10 protein-coding genes are annotated in these 14337 nt (G+C 68.0%); 3 read left to right on the top strand and 7 right to left on the bottom strand.

The features are described from left to right. Window positions 1-5: 5 nt before the first annotated feature. Complete coding sequence (locus FHW64_RS13770; RefSeq protein ID WP_184527902.1) at window positions 6-1322, bottom strand: LLM class flavin-dependent oxidoreductase; 1317 nt, start codon at window positions 1320-1322, stop codon at window positions 6-8. A 14-nt stretch (window positions 1323-1336) separates the two neighbouring features. Beyond that, the gene (locus tag FHW64_RS13765; RefSeq protein WP_184527012.1) at window positions 1337-2356 is read right to left on the bottom strand and encodes a sulfonate ABC transporter substrate-binding protein; all 1020 of its coding nucleotides are present in this window, start codon (window positions 2354-2356) and stop codon (window positions 1337-1339) included. A gap of 118 nt (window positions 2357-2474) precedes the next feature. On the opposite strand from FHW64_RS13765, the gene FHW64_RS13760 reads away from it, so the two are divergent. From FHW64_RS13760 to FHW64_RS13750, 3 genes are all read left to right on the top strand, one after another. After that, window positions 2475-3464 (top strand): zinc-dependent alcohol dehydrogenase family protein, encoded by a 990-nt coding sequence (locus FHW64_RS13760; protein WP_184527010.1) that lies wholly within the window; start codon window positions 2475-2477, stop codon window positions 3462-3464. A 123-nt stretch (window positions 3465-3587) separates the two neighbouring features. Next, a complete protein-coding gene (locus FHW64_RS13755) occupies window positions 3588-7532 on the top strand; it encodes a GMC oxidoreductase (protein ID WP_184527008.1) in 3945 nt (1314 codons plus the stop codon). Next, complete coding sequence (locus tag FHW64_RS13750; protein ID WP_184527006.1) at window positions 7486-9129, top strand: alkaline phosphatase D family protein; 1644 nt, start codon at window positions 7486-7488, stop codon at window positions 9127-9129. The genes FHW64_RS13755 and FHW64_RS13750 overlap by 47 nt, the downstream gene beginning before the upstream one ends. Here the strand turns inward: FHW64_RS13750 and FHW64_RS13745 are convergent. The 5 genes from FHW64_RS13745 to FHW64_RS13725 all read right to left on the bottom strand — a co-directional run bounded on the left by FHW64_RS13745 (window position 9126) and on the right by FHW64_RS13725 (window position 14274). After that, window positions 9126-10976: a hybrid sensor histidine kinase/response regulator gene (locus FHW64_RS13745; RefSeq protein WP_184527004.1), complete on the bottom strand. Its 1851-nt coding sequence runs from the start codon at window positions 10974-10976 to the stop codon at window positions 9126-9128. The two genes, FHW64_RS13750 and FHW64_RS13745, sit on opposite strands and share 4 nt — an antisense overlap. After that, window positions 10888-11535, bottom strand: coding sequence for a response regulator transcription factor (locus FHW64_RS13740; RefSeq protein ID WP_184527002.1), 648 nt, complete (start codon window positions 11533-11535; stop codon window positions 10888-10890). The genes FHW64_RS13745 and FHW64_RS13740 overlap by 89 nt, the downstream gene beginning before the upstream one ends. A 147-nt stretch (window positions 11536-11682) precedes the next feature. Continuing rightward, on the bottom strand, window positions 11683-12801 hold the full coding sequence (locus tag FHW64_RS13735; RefSeq protein ID WP_184527000.1) for a kelch repeat-containing protein: 1119 nt from the start codon (window positions 12799-12801) through the stop codon (window positions 11683-11685). A 52-nt stretch (window positions 12802-12853) separates the two neighbouring features. Beyond that, entirely contained in the window at window positions 12854-13273 is a 420-nt protein-coding gene (locus FHW64_RS13730) for an FHA domain-containing protein (RefSeq protein ID WP_184526999.1), read from the bottom strand. A gap of 77 nt (window positions 13274-13350) precedes the next feature. Continuing rightward, a complete protein-coding gene (locus tag FHW64_RS13725; protein WP_184526997.1) occupies window positions 13351-14274 on the bottom strand; it encodes a DMT family transporter in 924 nt (307 codons plus the stop codon). Window positions 14275-14337: the final 63 nt, after the last annotated feature.

Here is a 14337-nt window from a genome sequence, read left to right as displayed (position 1 = left end):
CCCGGTCAGCGCGCCTTCGGATGCGCGGGCCGTGCGAGGCCGAGGTGCTCGCGCAGCGTGCGGCCCATGTACTCCTTGCGGAACAGGCCGCGCCGCTGCAGTTCAGGAATCACGAGATCCGCGAAGTCGCGCAACCCGTGCGGCAGCGTCGGCGCAAGCACATTGAAGCCGTCTGCCGCGCCCGTCGTGAACCAGTGTTCGAGCTGGTCCGCGATGCTCTCCGGCGTACCGACGATCGTCCAGTGCCCGCGCGCGCCGGCCACCTTTTCGTAGAGCTGGCGGATGCTGAGCCCGTCGCGCTTCGCGAGCGAGGCGAAGAGTTCCTGGCGGCTCCTCCACCCTTCGGTGACCGGCAGGTCCTGCGGGAACGGGTCGTCCACCGAATAGCGCGACAGATCGACATTGCCGAGAAAGGTCGACAGCAGTCCGATGCCGAGCACCGGATCGATCAGCGATTGAAGCTGCTCGAACTTCTCTTGCGCCTCCTGCTGGCTGCGCCCGACGAAGGGCGAGATGCCCGGCAGGATCTTGAGCTGATCGGGCGTGCGTCCATACGCGGCGAGCCGGCCCTTGAGCGACCGATAGAAGTTGCGCGCGTCCTCTGCGGTCTGCTGCGCAGTGAAGACCACCTCGGCCGTCGCAGCAGCGAGGTCCTGCCCGTCCGCCGAAGACCCGGCCTGCACCAGCACCGGGTAGCCCTGCGGCGCGCGCGGCGTCTGCAATCCGCCGTGGACGGTGAAGTGCTCGCCCTCGTGCGCGACGCGGTGCAGCCGCGCGGGGTCGAAGAAGCGATTCGCCGCCTTGTCGTGGATGAAGGCGTCGTCCTCCCAGGTATCCCAGAGGCCCTTCACGATCTCCACGTACTCGTGCGCGCGGGCGTATCGATGGGCGTGCTCGAGTTGCTTGGGCAGACCGAAGCTGCGCGCCTCGAAATCGCTCCCCGAAGTCACGAGGTTCCAGCCGCTGCGTCCGCCGCTGATCTGGTCGAGCGAAGCGTACTTGCGCGCGAGGTGATAGGCCGGCAGGTAGGTCGCCGACACCGTCGCGACCAGCCCGATGCGACTGGTCGACTGCGACAGCGCCGCGAGCGTGATGAGCGGATCGAGCGGATACCACAGCGCGTTCTTCGCCACTGCGTCGTCCGGCGGTCCGGGCAGGCCGACGTTGTCGGCGAAGAAGATCGCGTCGAACTTCGCTTCCTCTGCGATGCGCGTCCACTCGCGCAGCGATTCGATGCGGCTGGCCGCACCGGGGTCCACGTCCGGATGCCGCCACGCGGCAAGGTGATGGCCGACGCCGAAGAAGAAGGCGCCGAGGTGCATCTGCTGGCGGGCGCTCACGGCTTGGCGGGCAACACGGCGTCGCTGATACGGATGGCCTTCGGGATGAGCTTGAGCTGATGAAAGGTGTCGGCGATCTTCTGCTGGCCCGCGACCACGTCGGGCGCGATCGGCTTCACGTTGAACTCGTAGCGGCGCAGCGCGGTCTCGACCACGTCGACCGGCAGGCCCTGCAGCGGCGCAATCAGCTCGGCTGCCTGGCGCAGGTTCTTCTTGAGCCAGATGCCCTGCGAGACCGAATCCTCGAAGAGCGCGTCGATCACCTGCGGATACTTCGCGACTAAGCCGCGCTCGGCCAGGTAGAACTGGTAGTTGTTGACCACGTCCGGCGTGCCGTCGGCGAGCACGCGGGCGCCGATGGCCTTCTCGGCGGCGGCCTGAAAGGGATCCCAGATCACCCAGGCGTCGACGTTCTTGCTTTCGAATGCCGCGCGGCCGTCTGCGGGTGCGAGGTAGACAGGCTGGATGTCCGCGAGCGAGAGGCCGTGCTTCTCCAGTTGCTTCACGAGCAGGTAGTGCACGTTGCTGCCCTTGTTGAGCGCGACCTTCTTGCCTTTGAGGTCCGCGACCGACTTGATCGGCGAATCCTTCAGCACCAGGATCGCCTCGGCGCGCGGCGCGGCCGGATCGAAGCCGATGTAGGCAAACTTGGCACCGGCCGCCTGCGCGAAGATCGGCGGCGCTTCGCCGACATAGCCCACGTCGACAGCGCCGACGTTCAGCCCTTCCAGCAACTGCGGGCCGGCCGGAAATTCGACCCACTTCACACCGAAACCGAGCGGCGCGAGCTTCTTCTCGAGCGTGCCCTGCGCCTTCTGCAGCACGAAGAGGCTGGCCGATTTCTGGTAGCCGATGCGAAGCTCACCCTTCTGCTGCGCATGCGCAGGCGAGACGCCGAAGAAGAGTGCGGCGAGTGCGACCGCCGCGACCAGCAGCACGCCGGTGATGAAACGTCTCGACCCTTGTCGCGGCGAGGATGGAATGGCGCAGGATTCGCAGTGTCTGGCTGTCGGCATGAGGTGTCCTTGAAACGAGCGGCATTGTCCGAAGGCCCCATGCAAAGCGGAACGACCGTTAATTCAGATGCATATGACGCAAACAACCAAGCGGACCGCGGCGCACAATCCCCGGACGATGCGCGCCATGGTTCTTCACGCCGCCGGTCAACCCTTGCGACTCGAGCAGCGCCCGGTCGCGGAACCTGCGGCCGGCGAACTGCGCTTGCGCGTGCTGGCCTGTGCGGTCTGCCGCACCGACTTGCACGTGGTGGATGGTGACCTGCCGCTGAATACGCTGCCGATCGTGCCGGGCCACGAGATCGTGGGCGAGGTCGAAGCGATCGGCGCGGACGTGCAAGGGCATCGCATCGGCGACCGTGTCGGCGTGCCCTGGCTTGGTCACACCTGCGGGCATTGCACGTTCTGCCTCGCCGGTCGCGAGAACCTCTGCGACACGCCCCGCTTCACCGGCTACGACCGCGACGGTGGCTTCGCGAGCCATGTGATCGCCGAAGCCGACTTCTGCCTGCCCCTCGGCGATTCCGCGCAGGATCCGGCGCACATCGCGCCGCTGATGTGCGCCGGGCTGATCGGCTGGCGCAGCCTGAAGGCTGCCGGCGACAGCGCACGACGGCTCGGCCTCTATGGCTTTGGCGCAGCGGCGCATCTCATCGCGCAGGTGGCAGTGGCACAGGGACGCGAGGTCTACGCCTTCACACGAGCGGGCGACGCTGCGGGCCAGGCTTTCGCACGCTCGCTGGGCGCGGTGTGGGCCGGCGCATCGGACGAGATGCCCCCCGAGCGGCTCGACGCGGCGATCATCTTCGCGCCGGCCGGCCCCCTCGTGCCGCTCGCGCTGCAGGCGGTGCGCAAGGGCGGCCGCGTGGTCTGCGGTGGCATCCACATGAGCGACATCCCGGCCTTCCCCTACCGGCTGCTGTGGGAGGAGCGCGAGCTGGTCTCGGTCGCGAACCTCACGCGCGCAGACGGCCGCGAGTTCCTCGACGTGGTGCGCGTGCATCCGCCGCAGGTCCACATCACCACCTACCCGCTGGAACAGGCCAACGAGGCAATGGCCGATCTGCGCGCGGGACGTATCGAGGGCGCCGCAGTGCTGATTCCCTGACACCCGACTTACGGTGTCGTAAAAGATACGGTCTAGTCCCTTATGCGGATGGACAGCGCCGACCCGCTCTGTTGAACTCGCACACCGCCGCAATCTCGCGGTCGCCCAGCGAGTGCGCAGCGCATGAATCAACAAGAACAAGCGGCCACGGCCTGGCTTTCCGCCGACCTGGCCGAGCTGGCGAGCGATCTTCGACTCGACCAGCCGGCGGACCCGAGGAGTGAACCCCATTTCGACGTCCTGATTGTCGGCAGCGGCTATGGCGGCGCGATGGCGCTGAACGAACTCGCGGGCTGGGGTGTCGATGGCCGGCCGCTGCGCATCGCGATGCTCGAACGCGGCCACGAATACGTGCCCGGCTCTTTCCCCTCGACCATGGCCGACCTGGCCGGGCATGTGCGCTTCAGCCGCAGTGGCGACGCCTCGGTGATGGGACGCACCTGGGGCCTCTTCGACATGCGGCTCGGCGCCGATGTCAACGTGGTGCTTGCCAATGGGCTGGGTGGCGGTTCGCTGATCAATGCGGGCGTGATGGCCTCGCCGTTGCCCGCGGTGTTCGCCGACCCGCGCTGGCCTGCGGGCATCCGCAAGGACCATGGCCTCATGGACGCGCTCGCAGAAGTACGGGGTCAATTGCAGGCCTCGTCGAGCGGCAAGTTCGCGAGCCGCGCCGGGTTGATGGATGCGCTCGGCGGCAAGCCGGCCAGCGTGCTCGATGTCACCGTCGCAGACGAGGACGAAGCGGATCGGGGTATCCGGGCCTGCAACGGCTGCCGCGATTGCGCGACCGGCTGCAATGTCGGCGCAAAGCTCTCGGTCGATGCCACGCTGATCGCGCAAGCCTGTGCTCGGCATGCCGCTCCCGTGCGCATCGTGACGGGTGCCACGGTCACCACCTTCGAGAAGGTCGGCGAATACGACTGGAAGGTGTTCGTCACCCACACCGACACGTCGCTGCGCCGGCACATCAAGGCGCCCTACGAGATCCGCGCGAGCCATCTGGTGCTCGCGGCCGGCACGCTTGGTTCGACCGAGCTGCTGATGCGTGCCCGCAAGCGCAAGCTCCCCGTGTCGGCGGTGCTCGGCGAGCGCTTTTCAGCCAACGGCGACAACCTGAGCACGATCCTGCGCGAGCCCGGGATCGCGCCGTCGCTCGGCGACCAGTGCGGGCCGACCATCACCCGGATGATCGACCGGCGGCATGAAGACCCGCCGTGCGTCATCCAGGACCTCGCGATCCCCGGCCCCTTGCGGCGGCTCTTCGAGGAGACCGCGACCACCGTCGCCACCGTCCAGTCGCTGACCGGCGCCGACAGCCGGCGCTACACCGGCGATGCGGACGAACCCGATGTTGCGGGCATCGATGCACGGCTGATCGACAACAGCATGGTGGTCGCGGTGATTGGCCACGACAGCGCGAACGGTCGGCTGCGCCTGCCCGGAGACGCCATTGATGGCGAGCAGGGAACGCTCGGCGTCGATTGGCCCGAGGTGCGCAGCGACACGAGCTTTGACAAGCATCAGGAGGTGCTCGACACGCTGGTCGCAAAGAACGGTGCCGGCGCGCGCGTGCTGCCGAACCCCGTCTGGCGCCCTCTGCCAGGCATGCTCGAGCGCCTGTATGGCGCCGCGCGTGGCCCGGTGCTCACGGTGCATCCGCTGGGTGGCTGCCCGATGGGCGACCACGCGGCGATGGGCGTCGTCGACGAGTTCGGCCGGGTCTTCGACGGCGATTCGAAGCGCGTGCACGGAGGGCTCGTGGTGCTGGATGGCGCGATCGTGCCGACATCGCTCGGCATCAATCCTTCGCTCACCATCGCGATGCTGGCGCGTCGTGCGATGCGGCATCTGCGCCGCGCGTGGCAGTTCGATCGGCTGGACCCGGCCACGCATCCGGCCGACCCGCCTTCTGAATGGCAGCCGCTGCGCCCGATGTCCCGCAAGGTCGTTCCGAAGCCGCAGGAATCGACCTTGATCGAGATGACCGAGCAGATGAAGAGCCGGGTGACCATCGAGTTCGAAGGGAAGGCAGTCGCCCTGGACCTTGAGCTTCGGCTCTGGTTCGAGCCGCAGTCGGTCTCGTCGCTGATCGCTTCCCAGTCTCCACGCCAGTTGGTCGTCGATGCCTCGCGAAGCCATGTGCGGCTGCTCATGCCGGCCGAGCCATGGCCTTCGTCGCTCCCTCTCGGCACACGAAGCCGGCCACCAACGTCGAGGCAGGCGTTGCTGCTGGAGGCGCCCCTGAGTGGCACGCTGACACTGATGCGGCATGAACCGTCCAGCCAGGCGGGACGGACGGTGCGCGGGCTCTGGGCATGGTTCCTCAACCGGGGCCTGCGCGATGCCGTGCAGGGCACGTTCGAGAGGATGCGGGGACGCGGCCCGAAACCCGCGCCGCCGTGGAGCGAACTCGTCAAATCCGCGTTCTATCTCGCATCGCGCGCGGCGGACGTGCGGCGGCTCGAATACGACCTGGAGATTCTTTCGCCGAAGCTGCTCGACAGGCGGCTTGGCGACGCCATGCACTGGCAGGGCCGCCCCATCCGTGCGGCCAAGCGGCTCACCTACGAGCGCGCCGCGAACCCGGTCAACCAATGGCTCTACGCCGAGCTGAACGAATTCCCGAACCGCGATCCGGCCGACCAGCGCAAGCCGCTGGCGGTCGACCTGCCCTACTTCGGCCGCGTCAACGTGCCGCTGGTGCGCATCGCGTCGCAGCCCGATCACGCGACCGCGCTGATCGACATGGCTTCGCTGCTGCTGTACCTCGCGCGGGTCATGCTGCCGCTTCATGCGTGGTCGCTGCGCCTGCCTGATCGGCCCCACGGGCGCACCCCGCAGCGCCTGCCCGGTGCCATCCCGCATGCGCCGGCGCCGCAGGTCTTCGACATCACCGTGGACGTGATGCGCGACGGCACGCCGGTGCGGATGCGCCTGACACGCTACGGCCCTGGCAAGGACAGCCGGCTGAATCCGGTGATGCTGATCCACGGCTACAGCGCCAGCGGAACCACCTTCGCGCATCGACTGCTGCCCGAGGGCGGGCTCGCGGGACATCTCCACGCCAAGGGACACGACGTGTGGGTGCTCGACCTGCGCAGCAGCGCCGGCATGCCGACCGCACGCGAGCCGTGGTTCTTCGAGCAGATGGGCTGCCAGGACATCCCGCTCGCCATTGATCACATCTGCCGCTACACCGGCGCGAAGAAGGTCGACGTGGTTGCGCATTGCATGGGTGTGGCGATGCTGTCGCTGGGTCTCTTCGGCAAGCACATCGAGCGGGGTGCCGATCGCTTTCCTGAATTGCGGGCCGCATTGCCCGGGCGATTGGGCCGGCTCGTGATCTCGCAGGTGGGGCCGGCGCTTGTGATGTCGCCGGCCAACATGGCACGCGCCTACCTCATGCAATGGCTGCGCGAGTTCATCGGGCTGGGCGCCTTCGAGTTCACGCCTGAAAAACCCACCTCGGCCGACGACATGTTCGATCGGCTGCTCGCGGCAGTGCCTTATCCGCGCGAGGACTTCTTCCGCGAGAACCCTTTCTGGCCGCCAGGCAAGCGCACGCCTTGGGTCGGGGCGCGGCACCGCATGGATGCGCTCTATGGCGTGACCTTCAAGCTCGACGGCATGTCGGATGCAGTGCTCGGAGCGATCGACGATTTCTTCGGTCCGATGAACCTGCAGACCGTCGCGCAGGTGATCGCCTTCGCGCGCTACGGGGTGGTGACGGACCGCGGCGGGAACGGCGCCGGCATGGTGCCGGGCCACATCCGGCGCGTGTGGAACAAGGACCCCGCGCATCGCATCCTCTCGCTGCACAGCAGCGACAACGGGCTGCTCGACATCGCCACGCGACGGCGCGTGGTCGATCTGCTGAACGACGCGCACAGCGGCGGCAGATCGGTCGAGTTCCGCGACATGGGGCACCAGGACAGCCTGGTCGGCGTGAACGCGCCGCTTGCCTATCGCGAAATCAGCGCCTTCCTTGGCGAGTCCTCCGAGACCTCCACGAACACGAGCCATGACCCAGAATCCGAAACCGCTTCCGTCGGCGTCGCAGCTGCATAAGGCGCTGCCGCCGAGGTCCTTCGCCGCGCCGCCGGAGATGGTGGCCGGCGGGCTGCTCGCGTGCCGGGTGACTTTCGACCAGCGCAACGGCGTGCCGCACAAGGCGGCGCTGGTGCCGGTCGAGGACTTCGAAGGGCGCTGGAAGATCCGCCAGGGCGGGCGGCTGGTCGACCTGCCTGCGCTGCGGCGCATCGATGTCGAGCCGGTGGACGTCGAGCTTTGCGCCGACCGGCAGTGTGTGACCGCGACGCTGCCATGGCCCGGCAATGCGCACCGCGCGCTGCTGCTCCTGCTCCATCGGCAGGTGACGATCGGTGGCGAGGTGGAGTACGACGAGATCGCCAACCACCGCGAACCGGTGGCCCTGGAAAGCGGCGTCGTGACCCGGCGCATCGATCAGGCGCTCGCGCCCGGACGCGCCGCGAGCTTTGCGCTGGGCAGCTGCCAGTATCCGGCCGGCATGCTCGACGCCACGGTGCGCGTGCGCACCCGCGCGCTGGACGATCGCTACATCGGCCCGGCCGAACGTTCGCTGTGGCGGCTCGGCGAGCGGCTGGAGAACGACCCGTCGATCCGATTCACCGTGCTCACCGGCGATCAGGTCTACGTCGACCGGACCGCGGGCCTGTTCGATCCGGGCAAGCTGCTGGAGCGCCTGTCGTTCGCTTACGAGGCCTTCATGCTCAACGCCGGTCTTCAGCGCGTGCTGCGTGTGGCGGGGTCCGAAATCTTTCCGATGCTGGACGACCACGAGGTGGCCGACAACTGGGAGCCGCGCCCGCGCGGCTACGGCCACGACGAACTTCAGGACGCCATGGCGCAGGGCCGCAGTCTCTACGTGACACGTCAGCGCAGCATGTGGCCGCAGGCGGTGCGTAGCACGGTGAGCGACAAGCGCCTCTGGCTAGCCGCGGAACTGCACGGGCATGCGTTCTTCTTCACCGATACCCGCTCGAAGCGGCGGGGCCGCACCATCGGCAACCTCGCCTATGCATCGATCCTGCGCAAGCCGCAGTCCGCCGAGCTGCACAAGTGGGTCCGCTCGCAGGGGCCAACATCGCCGCCGGGCTTCGTCGTTTCCGCGTCGATCCTGCTGCCGCGTTATCTGTCGATGCGCGGCCGGCCACGCAGCCGCAACCCGATCGGGCTCGCGCTGCAGACGGATTCATGGGCCGGCTATCCGGGTTCGCTGCACAAGCTGCTCGCACGGCTGTACGACGCCGACGCGCAGCGGGTGGTGTTCCTTTCGGGTGACGAGCACCTGTCATGCATCGCGACCATCACCATCGAATGCATGTTCGAGGCGCGCAAGGTCGTCGTGCACTCCATCCACAGCTCGGCGCTGTATGCGCCCTACACCTTCGCGAACGCGTCAGTCGATGACTTCGCGGCCGACGAAACATTCGAGTTCGTCGACGAGCAGAAGCACGCCGGCCTGAGTCGCAAGTTCAGGTGCCATGTGAAGACCTTCTTCCCGGAGAGCGGCGACGGCTTTGCGGTCCTGCGGCCGTACCAGTCGGCGCAGGGCGCGTGGCATCTCGATGTCGAGTTCGACGGCGCGCGGCGCAAGGTGACGCGAACGATCGACTTCGCCTAGGCGTTGGCCGCGCCCAGCGCCTGCCCCATCGCCTGCAGCAGCTGCGCGCCGTCGACGGGCTTGTAGAGCACCGTGATGCCTGCTTCCCGCGCGGCCGCGATGCGGCGCGGCTCCGTTTCGCCCGTGATCATCAGACCCGGGGCGTCGCAGCCGCGCCGCTTCAGCGCCCTCCACGCGTCGAGTCCCGATGCGTTGTCGCGCAACCGGAAGTCGATCAGCAGCACATCGGGCGAGAAGCCCGCCTCGTGGATTTCCTCGGCTTCCTGCTGGTCACTGGCGGACCGTACCTCCCAGCCGAGGGTGGACAGCAACGTGGTGAACGATTCCCGGATCTCGGGCTCGTCGTCAATGAAAAGCACCCGCTTGCGCGAGGCACCCAGCGCAGCTTCGGTGCCATCGGGGACCAGTTCCGCGCCTGCGCCACGCGGCGCGGGGATGCGCGGCATGCGCAGTTCGAACACAGCGCCCTGGCCGGGCTGGCTGGTGAGCGTGACGTTGATCTTCAAGAGGCCCGCGATGCGCCGCACGATCGCCAGCCCAAGGCCCAGGCCGCGGCTGCGGTTGCGCTCGGGATTGCCGACCTGATAGAACTCTTCGAACACGTGCTCCTGCAGCTCGTCGGGGATGCCCGGCCCGGTGTCCGACACGCGGATGCAGACGCAGTCCTTGCCGGTGCGGTCATCGGCGAAGGCCTCGATCGACACATGGCCCTCGTGCGTGAACTTGATCGCGTTGCCCAGCAGGTTCTGGATGATCCGCCGCAGCAGTGCGAGATCGGTTCGCACCCAGAGGCCTTTATGGTGACCACCGAGGCAGCGCAGTTCCAGTCCGGCTGCGTTCGCAATCGGTGTGAAAGACTCGGCGATGCGGCCGAGCAGCTTCATCACATCGACCTCGCGCTCTTCCGCGCGCACGGCGCCGGCATCGAGCTTGGAGACTTCGAGCAGGCTGTCGAGCAGCGAGCTGCTTTCCGACAAGGCACGGCGGATGCCCTGCCCCACGCGGTCGAGCATCTCGTCGCCGCTCAGACGCGCGAGTTCCTGCACCGTGGCGGCGTTGTACGACAGTGCGGTGAGCGGCTGGCGCAGGTCGTGGCTCGCGGCGGCGAAGAAGCGTGTCTTGGCCTCGCTGGCCTTTTCCGCGCGGTCGCGTTCCCGCCGCAGTGATTCGGACAGCGTGACGAGCTGCACCAGCGTGCGTCCCTGGTCGCGCACGTAGAACGTGAGCACCACGAACAGCATCAACAGCAGCGTCGCGATGGCCGCGCCTTCGAGCGTGCCGCGCGTGACCCAGGCGATGCAGAGCGCACCGCCGACGATCGCGCTCCAGCCCACGTAGCTTCGCAGATGGCCCGCCACCGGCGAGATGGCACCCACCGCGCTGCCGAAGGAGACCATGGTGAGCACGTAGTGGTATTCGCCCACCGGGCGGCTGAAGATCATCAGCACCATCGCCGAACGCAGCACCGCCAGCCCGATCAGCGCGGAAGCTGAGCGCGACAGCCATGTCGCAGGTTCGACGCGGCCCGGCTCGCCGATGCGCAGCAGGTAGGCCCAGCGCGCGGTGTGCGCAACCACCATGCACGCGAACCAGACGACAGCGATCGTCTGCAGACCGACCTGCCAGCCCACCCAGGCGACGAAGGCGTCCGCAAGGATCAGCGGCAGCAGGAGCCGGCGCAACTGCTGCACCGACAGCCGCACCTGCTCGGCCTCGACCAGGGGCTGCAGCTCCCGGGCAGACAGGCCGTTGCTCGCGTCAGAGATCACCTGCACCCCTGACGCGAGCTTCGTGCGCTGCTTCTCCTCGCTTGTGTACGCCGACGATCTGGAGGATGGCGCGAACATGCGTCTTCACCGTGGTGTCGGAGATGTCGAGTTCGCGCGCGATCTGCTTGTCCGAGCTGCCGCGCATCAGCGCCCGGAAGACTTCGGCCTGACGCGGGGTCAGGTCCGGGTAGAGGATTTCGACGTCGACCGGCTGGGCGATGCCGCCCGGAGCACCATCGACGGGCTTGCTGTTCTGTCGCGGCGGCCGGCTCACCCCGCCTTGCAGCGCGACGCGCACCGCTTCGAGCAGCGCGCCGGGGTCGGCACTCTTGGGCACGTAGCCGGAGGCGCCGAGGGCCAGCGCGCGGTCCATCACCACGTCGCGGTCGTCGCCGGAGACCACGATGATCGGCGTGTCCCGCCCCGCGTCACGCAGCATCTTGATGGAGCGCTCGCCGTCATGCGTACCCAGCCACCAGTCGAGCAGCACGAGCTCGTAGGGGAAGGTCTCCATGAGCCGCCTTGCGCTGTCGAGATCGCGGGCCTTGTCGAGTGAGGCATCGGGCATGATCAATTGAAGAAGAAGCTCGAAGGAGTCCCCGACGAGTTGGTGATCCTCGATCCATAGCGCGCGCATTTGCTGATAGCTCTCCTGGCTGCACTTCACGTCTTGCACATGTTCCGGAGGTTGCGGCAGCCGGCGCGCAACGCGGAATTCAGGTCGGCGCAGCCTAACATTTCGCCGGCGCGCGCGATCTCCTTCTTTTGGACGAGGGACGGCCGGTCAGGCCCCGAGGGTGAAGGCCTCGTGCACCGCCGATTGCACGGAGCCGCCGAGCACCGCGCCCCCGCCGGCCACGTAGATCCAGTCGCCGATGGCGGCCGCGCCGACCGCGTGCCGCGGCGTGATCATCGGGGCGTGACGCTGCCAGCGGTCGGTGCCGGGGTCGTAGCTCTCCATCTGGCCGAAGACCTTCGCCTGGACCGGCACGCCGCCCATCAGGTAGCCGCCCTCCCCGCCCATCGCGAAGAACCGGCCGCGATAGACCACCAGCCCATGTCCCGAACGGGCGGTGGGCATCGGGGTGCGCAGCTCCCAGGTGTCGCGGTCCGGCAGGTAGACGTGGTGCAGGTCGGTGTTGTATTCGAAGGTGTTGAAGCGCCCGCCGATCACATGAATGCGCCCGGCGTGGGCCACGCAGCCGACGTGGTCGCGCGCGCCGGGCAAGGGCTTGCGGGCGCTCCAGCGGTCGGCCTGCGGGTCGTAGACCTCGTGCCAGCTCACGCTCGCGCGTTCGGCCGCCGGCTCAGAGGCACCGCCGATCAGATGCAGCGACCCGTCGAGCACCACCGCGGCAGCGGCTCCGCGTGGACGCGGCAGCGGCGCGATGGCGGTCCACTTGTCGCTCGCGATGTCGTAGACATAGGCGTTGGTATCCGACCGCCGGTTCTGCTCGATGAAGCCACCGAAGGCCCAGACCTTCTGGTCGGTCGATGCCACCGCGACATGGTTGGCGCCGCGCGGCAGCGGTGCGCCGGTCAGCCAGCGATTCGCGGAAGGGTCGTAGATGTGGTGGTAGGCGCGGTTCACCGCTCCTTCACCGTAGCCGCCCACGACGTGCATGCGCCCGGCCGCCGCGGTCGCCCATGCCATCTCGCTACGCGGCAGCGGAAGTGCGGCACGCGGTACCCAGCGGCCGGCTGGGCCGGGTGGCGCGGGGCTGTCGATGAAGCGCTGGGCTTCCTGTTCCGGCGTGAGATGGTGCGGCGTGCCGCCCTGAAGGCGCGCGAAGGGATCGGGCGAGGACGGCGCCTCGGGCAGCGAGGGATGCCCATCGTGCTGGGCGTGCGCCCAGCCGGCCAGCAGGACACTGGCGCCACACATGAAGCGGCGGCGTTGCATGAGGCGCTCCTTTCCGCGATGAAGGGGAAATCGCGGCGGAGCATCGTAGCCGCTAGAGCTTCCCGCGTCCGCTGAGCGGTGCCTCCGGTGCAGTCGGTGCGTCGGGCGCGGCCGGACGCGGAATGTTCACCAGCAGCCCGTGCATCGTGAGCATGCGCAGCGCCTCGATCTGGGTGAACTCCTGGTCGGTCGCGACGAAGCGCATCTCGTAGGTGCCGAGGCGGATCGCGTCGCCGTCGACGAGCACCTGGGTCTCGATCTGGATGTCGTTGACGAAGGTGCCGTTGCGGCTGCCGAGGTCGGTGATGGTGACGAAGGCCTGCTCGACATCGATCAGCGCATGGTCGCGGCTGGCCTGGCCGGAATCGACGATCACGTCATTGGTCGGGCCGCGCCCCACCCGGTTCCCCTGGGGAGCGAGTTGTACCTGCCGGGTTTCGCCGGTCGCGGTCATCATGAGAAGGGTTGGCATGGTTGGTTGTCCAGGCGCGCGGACACAAGACTCCGCACGCACATCGAATATCGGCTGGGTGGCGCGATCTTGAAGGGTCAGCCTTCAGCGGGCTGGCCAGCGCCAGGTGCCGGATTGTCGCTCCGCTGTCGCTGCGGCCACAGTACCGAGACGATGGCCACCATCATCAGCGCGACGGCGGTCCAGTCCTGCCAGTACACCGTCTCTCCGAGCCACAGGGCGCCGCTGAAGACGCCGAGCACCGGGATCAGCATCACGCTCAGCGTGGAGGCAACCGGCGGCAGCCCGCGCGCGAGATAGAACCAGGCGGCATGCGCGAAGCCGAAGATCAGCACCGCGTTGTAGGCGATCGCCGCCCAGGCGGCCGGGCCCGGCGTGTGCCACTGCGGGCGCTCGAAGAGCAGCGAAAGCAGTCCCATGACGACGGCGGTCAGCGCCGTCATCCAGAACGACAGCGTGAGCGTGGGAACCTCGATGCGCGTGTGCCGCAGCAGTTGCGTGCCCAGCGCCCAGGTCGCGGCCGCCACCAGCGCCAGCGCGACATAGCCGGGGCGTCCGGCCAGATCGGTGAACTCGTGCCACAGCAACAGCCCCACGCCGAGCGCGCATGCGCTCACGCCGAGCCATCCGCGCCGCGTGAGCACCGTCTTGAAAAGCAGTGCGCCGATGACCGCGGAAAACACCGGCATCGTGTAGCCGAGGATGGCCGCACGACCGCTGGAGAGTGCCTTCACCGCGAGGATGATGCAGGCGTGCCAGACGAACATGTTGGTCGCGGCGAGCCACACCAGTTCGGGCCAGTGCCGGCGCGGCACACGGAACGGCGTCTTCATGACCACCAGCGCCAGCCCCAGCACCGGCAAGCCCAGCCAGAGCGACAGGGCCCGGAACGTCAGTGGCGGATAGTCGGCCACGCCCAGTTTCATGACCGGCCAGTTGAGGCCCCAGGCCAGCGTCAGCGGAACGAGAAGCGCGATCTGGCGAAGCGAGATGGTTTGCATGGGGAAGCATTGTGTTCGCAGGTGAAACCCTGCCCCGGAGCGTCGTAAGAATTGCGTAAGATT

Source organism: Variovorax sp. Sphag1AA, assembly GCF_014192575.1.
In the GTDB taxonomy this organism is placed as follows: Bacteria; Pseudomonadota; Gammaproteobacteria; order Burkholderiales; family Burkholderiaceae_C; genus Variovorax.
The sequence above is the reverse complement of the archived record's forward strand: the minus strand, read 5'-3'. Positions and strand labels throughout refer to the sequence as shown.

Bases quoted from the DNA above. Each gene is read 5' to 3' on its own strand.
- FHW64_RS13750 (WP_184527006.1), top strand. From the start codon at position 7,486: ATGACCCAGAATCCGAAACCGCTTCCGTCGGCGTCGCAGCTGCATAAG.
- FHW64_RS13770 (WP_184527902.1), bottom strand. From the start codon at position 1,322: ATGCACCTCGGCGCCTTCTTCTTCGGCGTCGGCCATCACCTTGCCGCG.
- FHW64_RS13725 (WP_184526997.1), bottom strand. From the start codon at position 14,274: ATGCAAACCATCTCGCTTCGCCAGATCGCGCTTCTCGTTCCGCTGACG.
- FHW64_RS13755 (WP_184527008.1), top strand. From the start codon at position 3,588: ATGAATCAACAAGAACAAGCGGCCACGGCCTGGCTTTCCGCCGACCTG.
- FHW64_RS13760 (WP_184527010.1), top strand. From the start codon at position 2,475: ATGCGCGCCATGGTTCTTCACGCCGCCGGTCAACCCTTGCGACTCGAG.
- FHW64_RS13745 (WP_184527004.1), bottom strand. From the start codon at position 10,976: ATGTTCGCGCCATCCTCCAGATCGTCGGCGTACACAAGCGAGGAGAAG.
- FHW64_RS13735 (WP_184527000.1), bottom strand. From the start codon at position 12,801: ATGCAACGCCGCCGCTTCATGTGTGGCGCCAGTGTCCTGCTGGCCGGC.
- FHW64_RS13765 (WP_184527012.1), bottom strand. From the start codon at position 2,356: ATGCCGACAGCCAGACACTGCGAATCCTGCGCCATTCCATCCTCGCCG.
- FHW64_RS13730 (WP_184526999.1), bottom strand. From the start codon at position 13,273: ATGCCAACCCTTCTCATGATGACCGCGACCGGCGAAACCCGGCAGGTA.
- FHW64_RS13740 (WP_184527002.1), bottom strand. From the start codon at position 11,535: ATGCGCGCGCTATGGATCGAGGATCACCAACTCGTCGGGGACTCCTTC.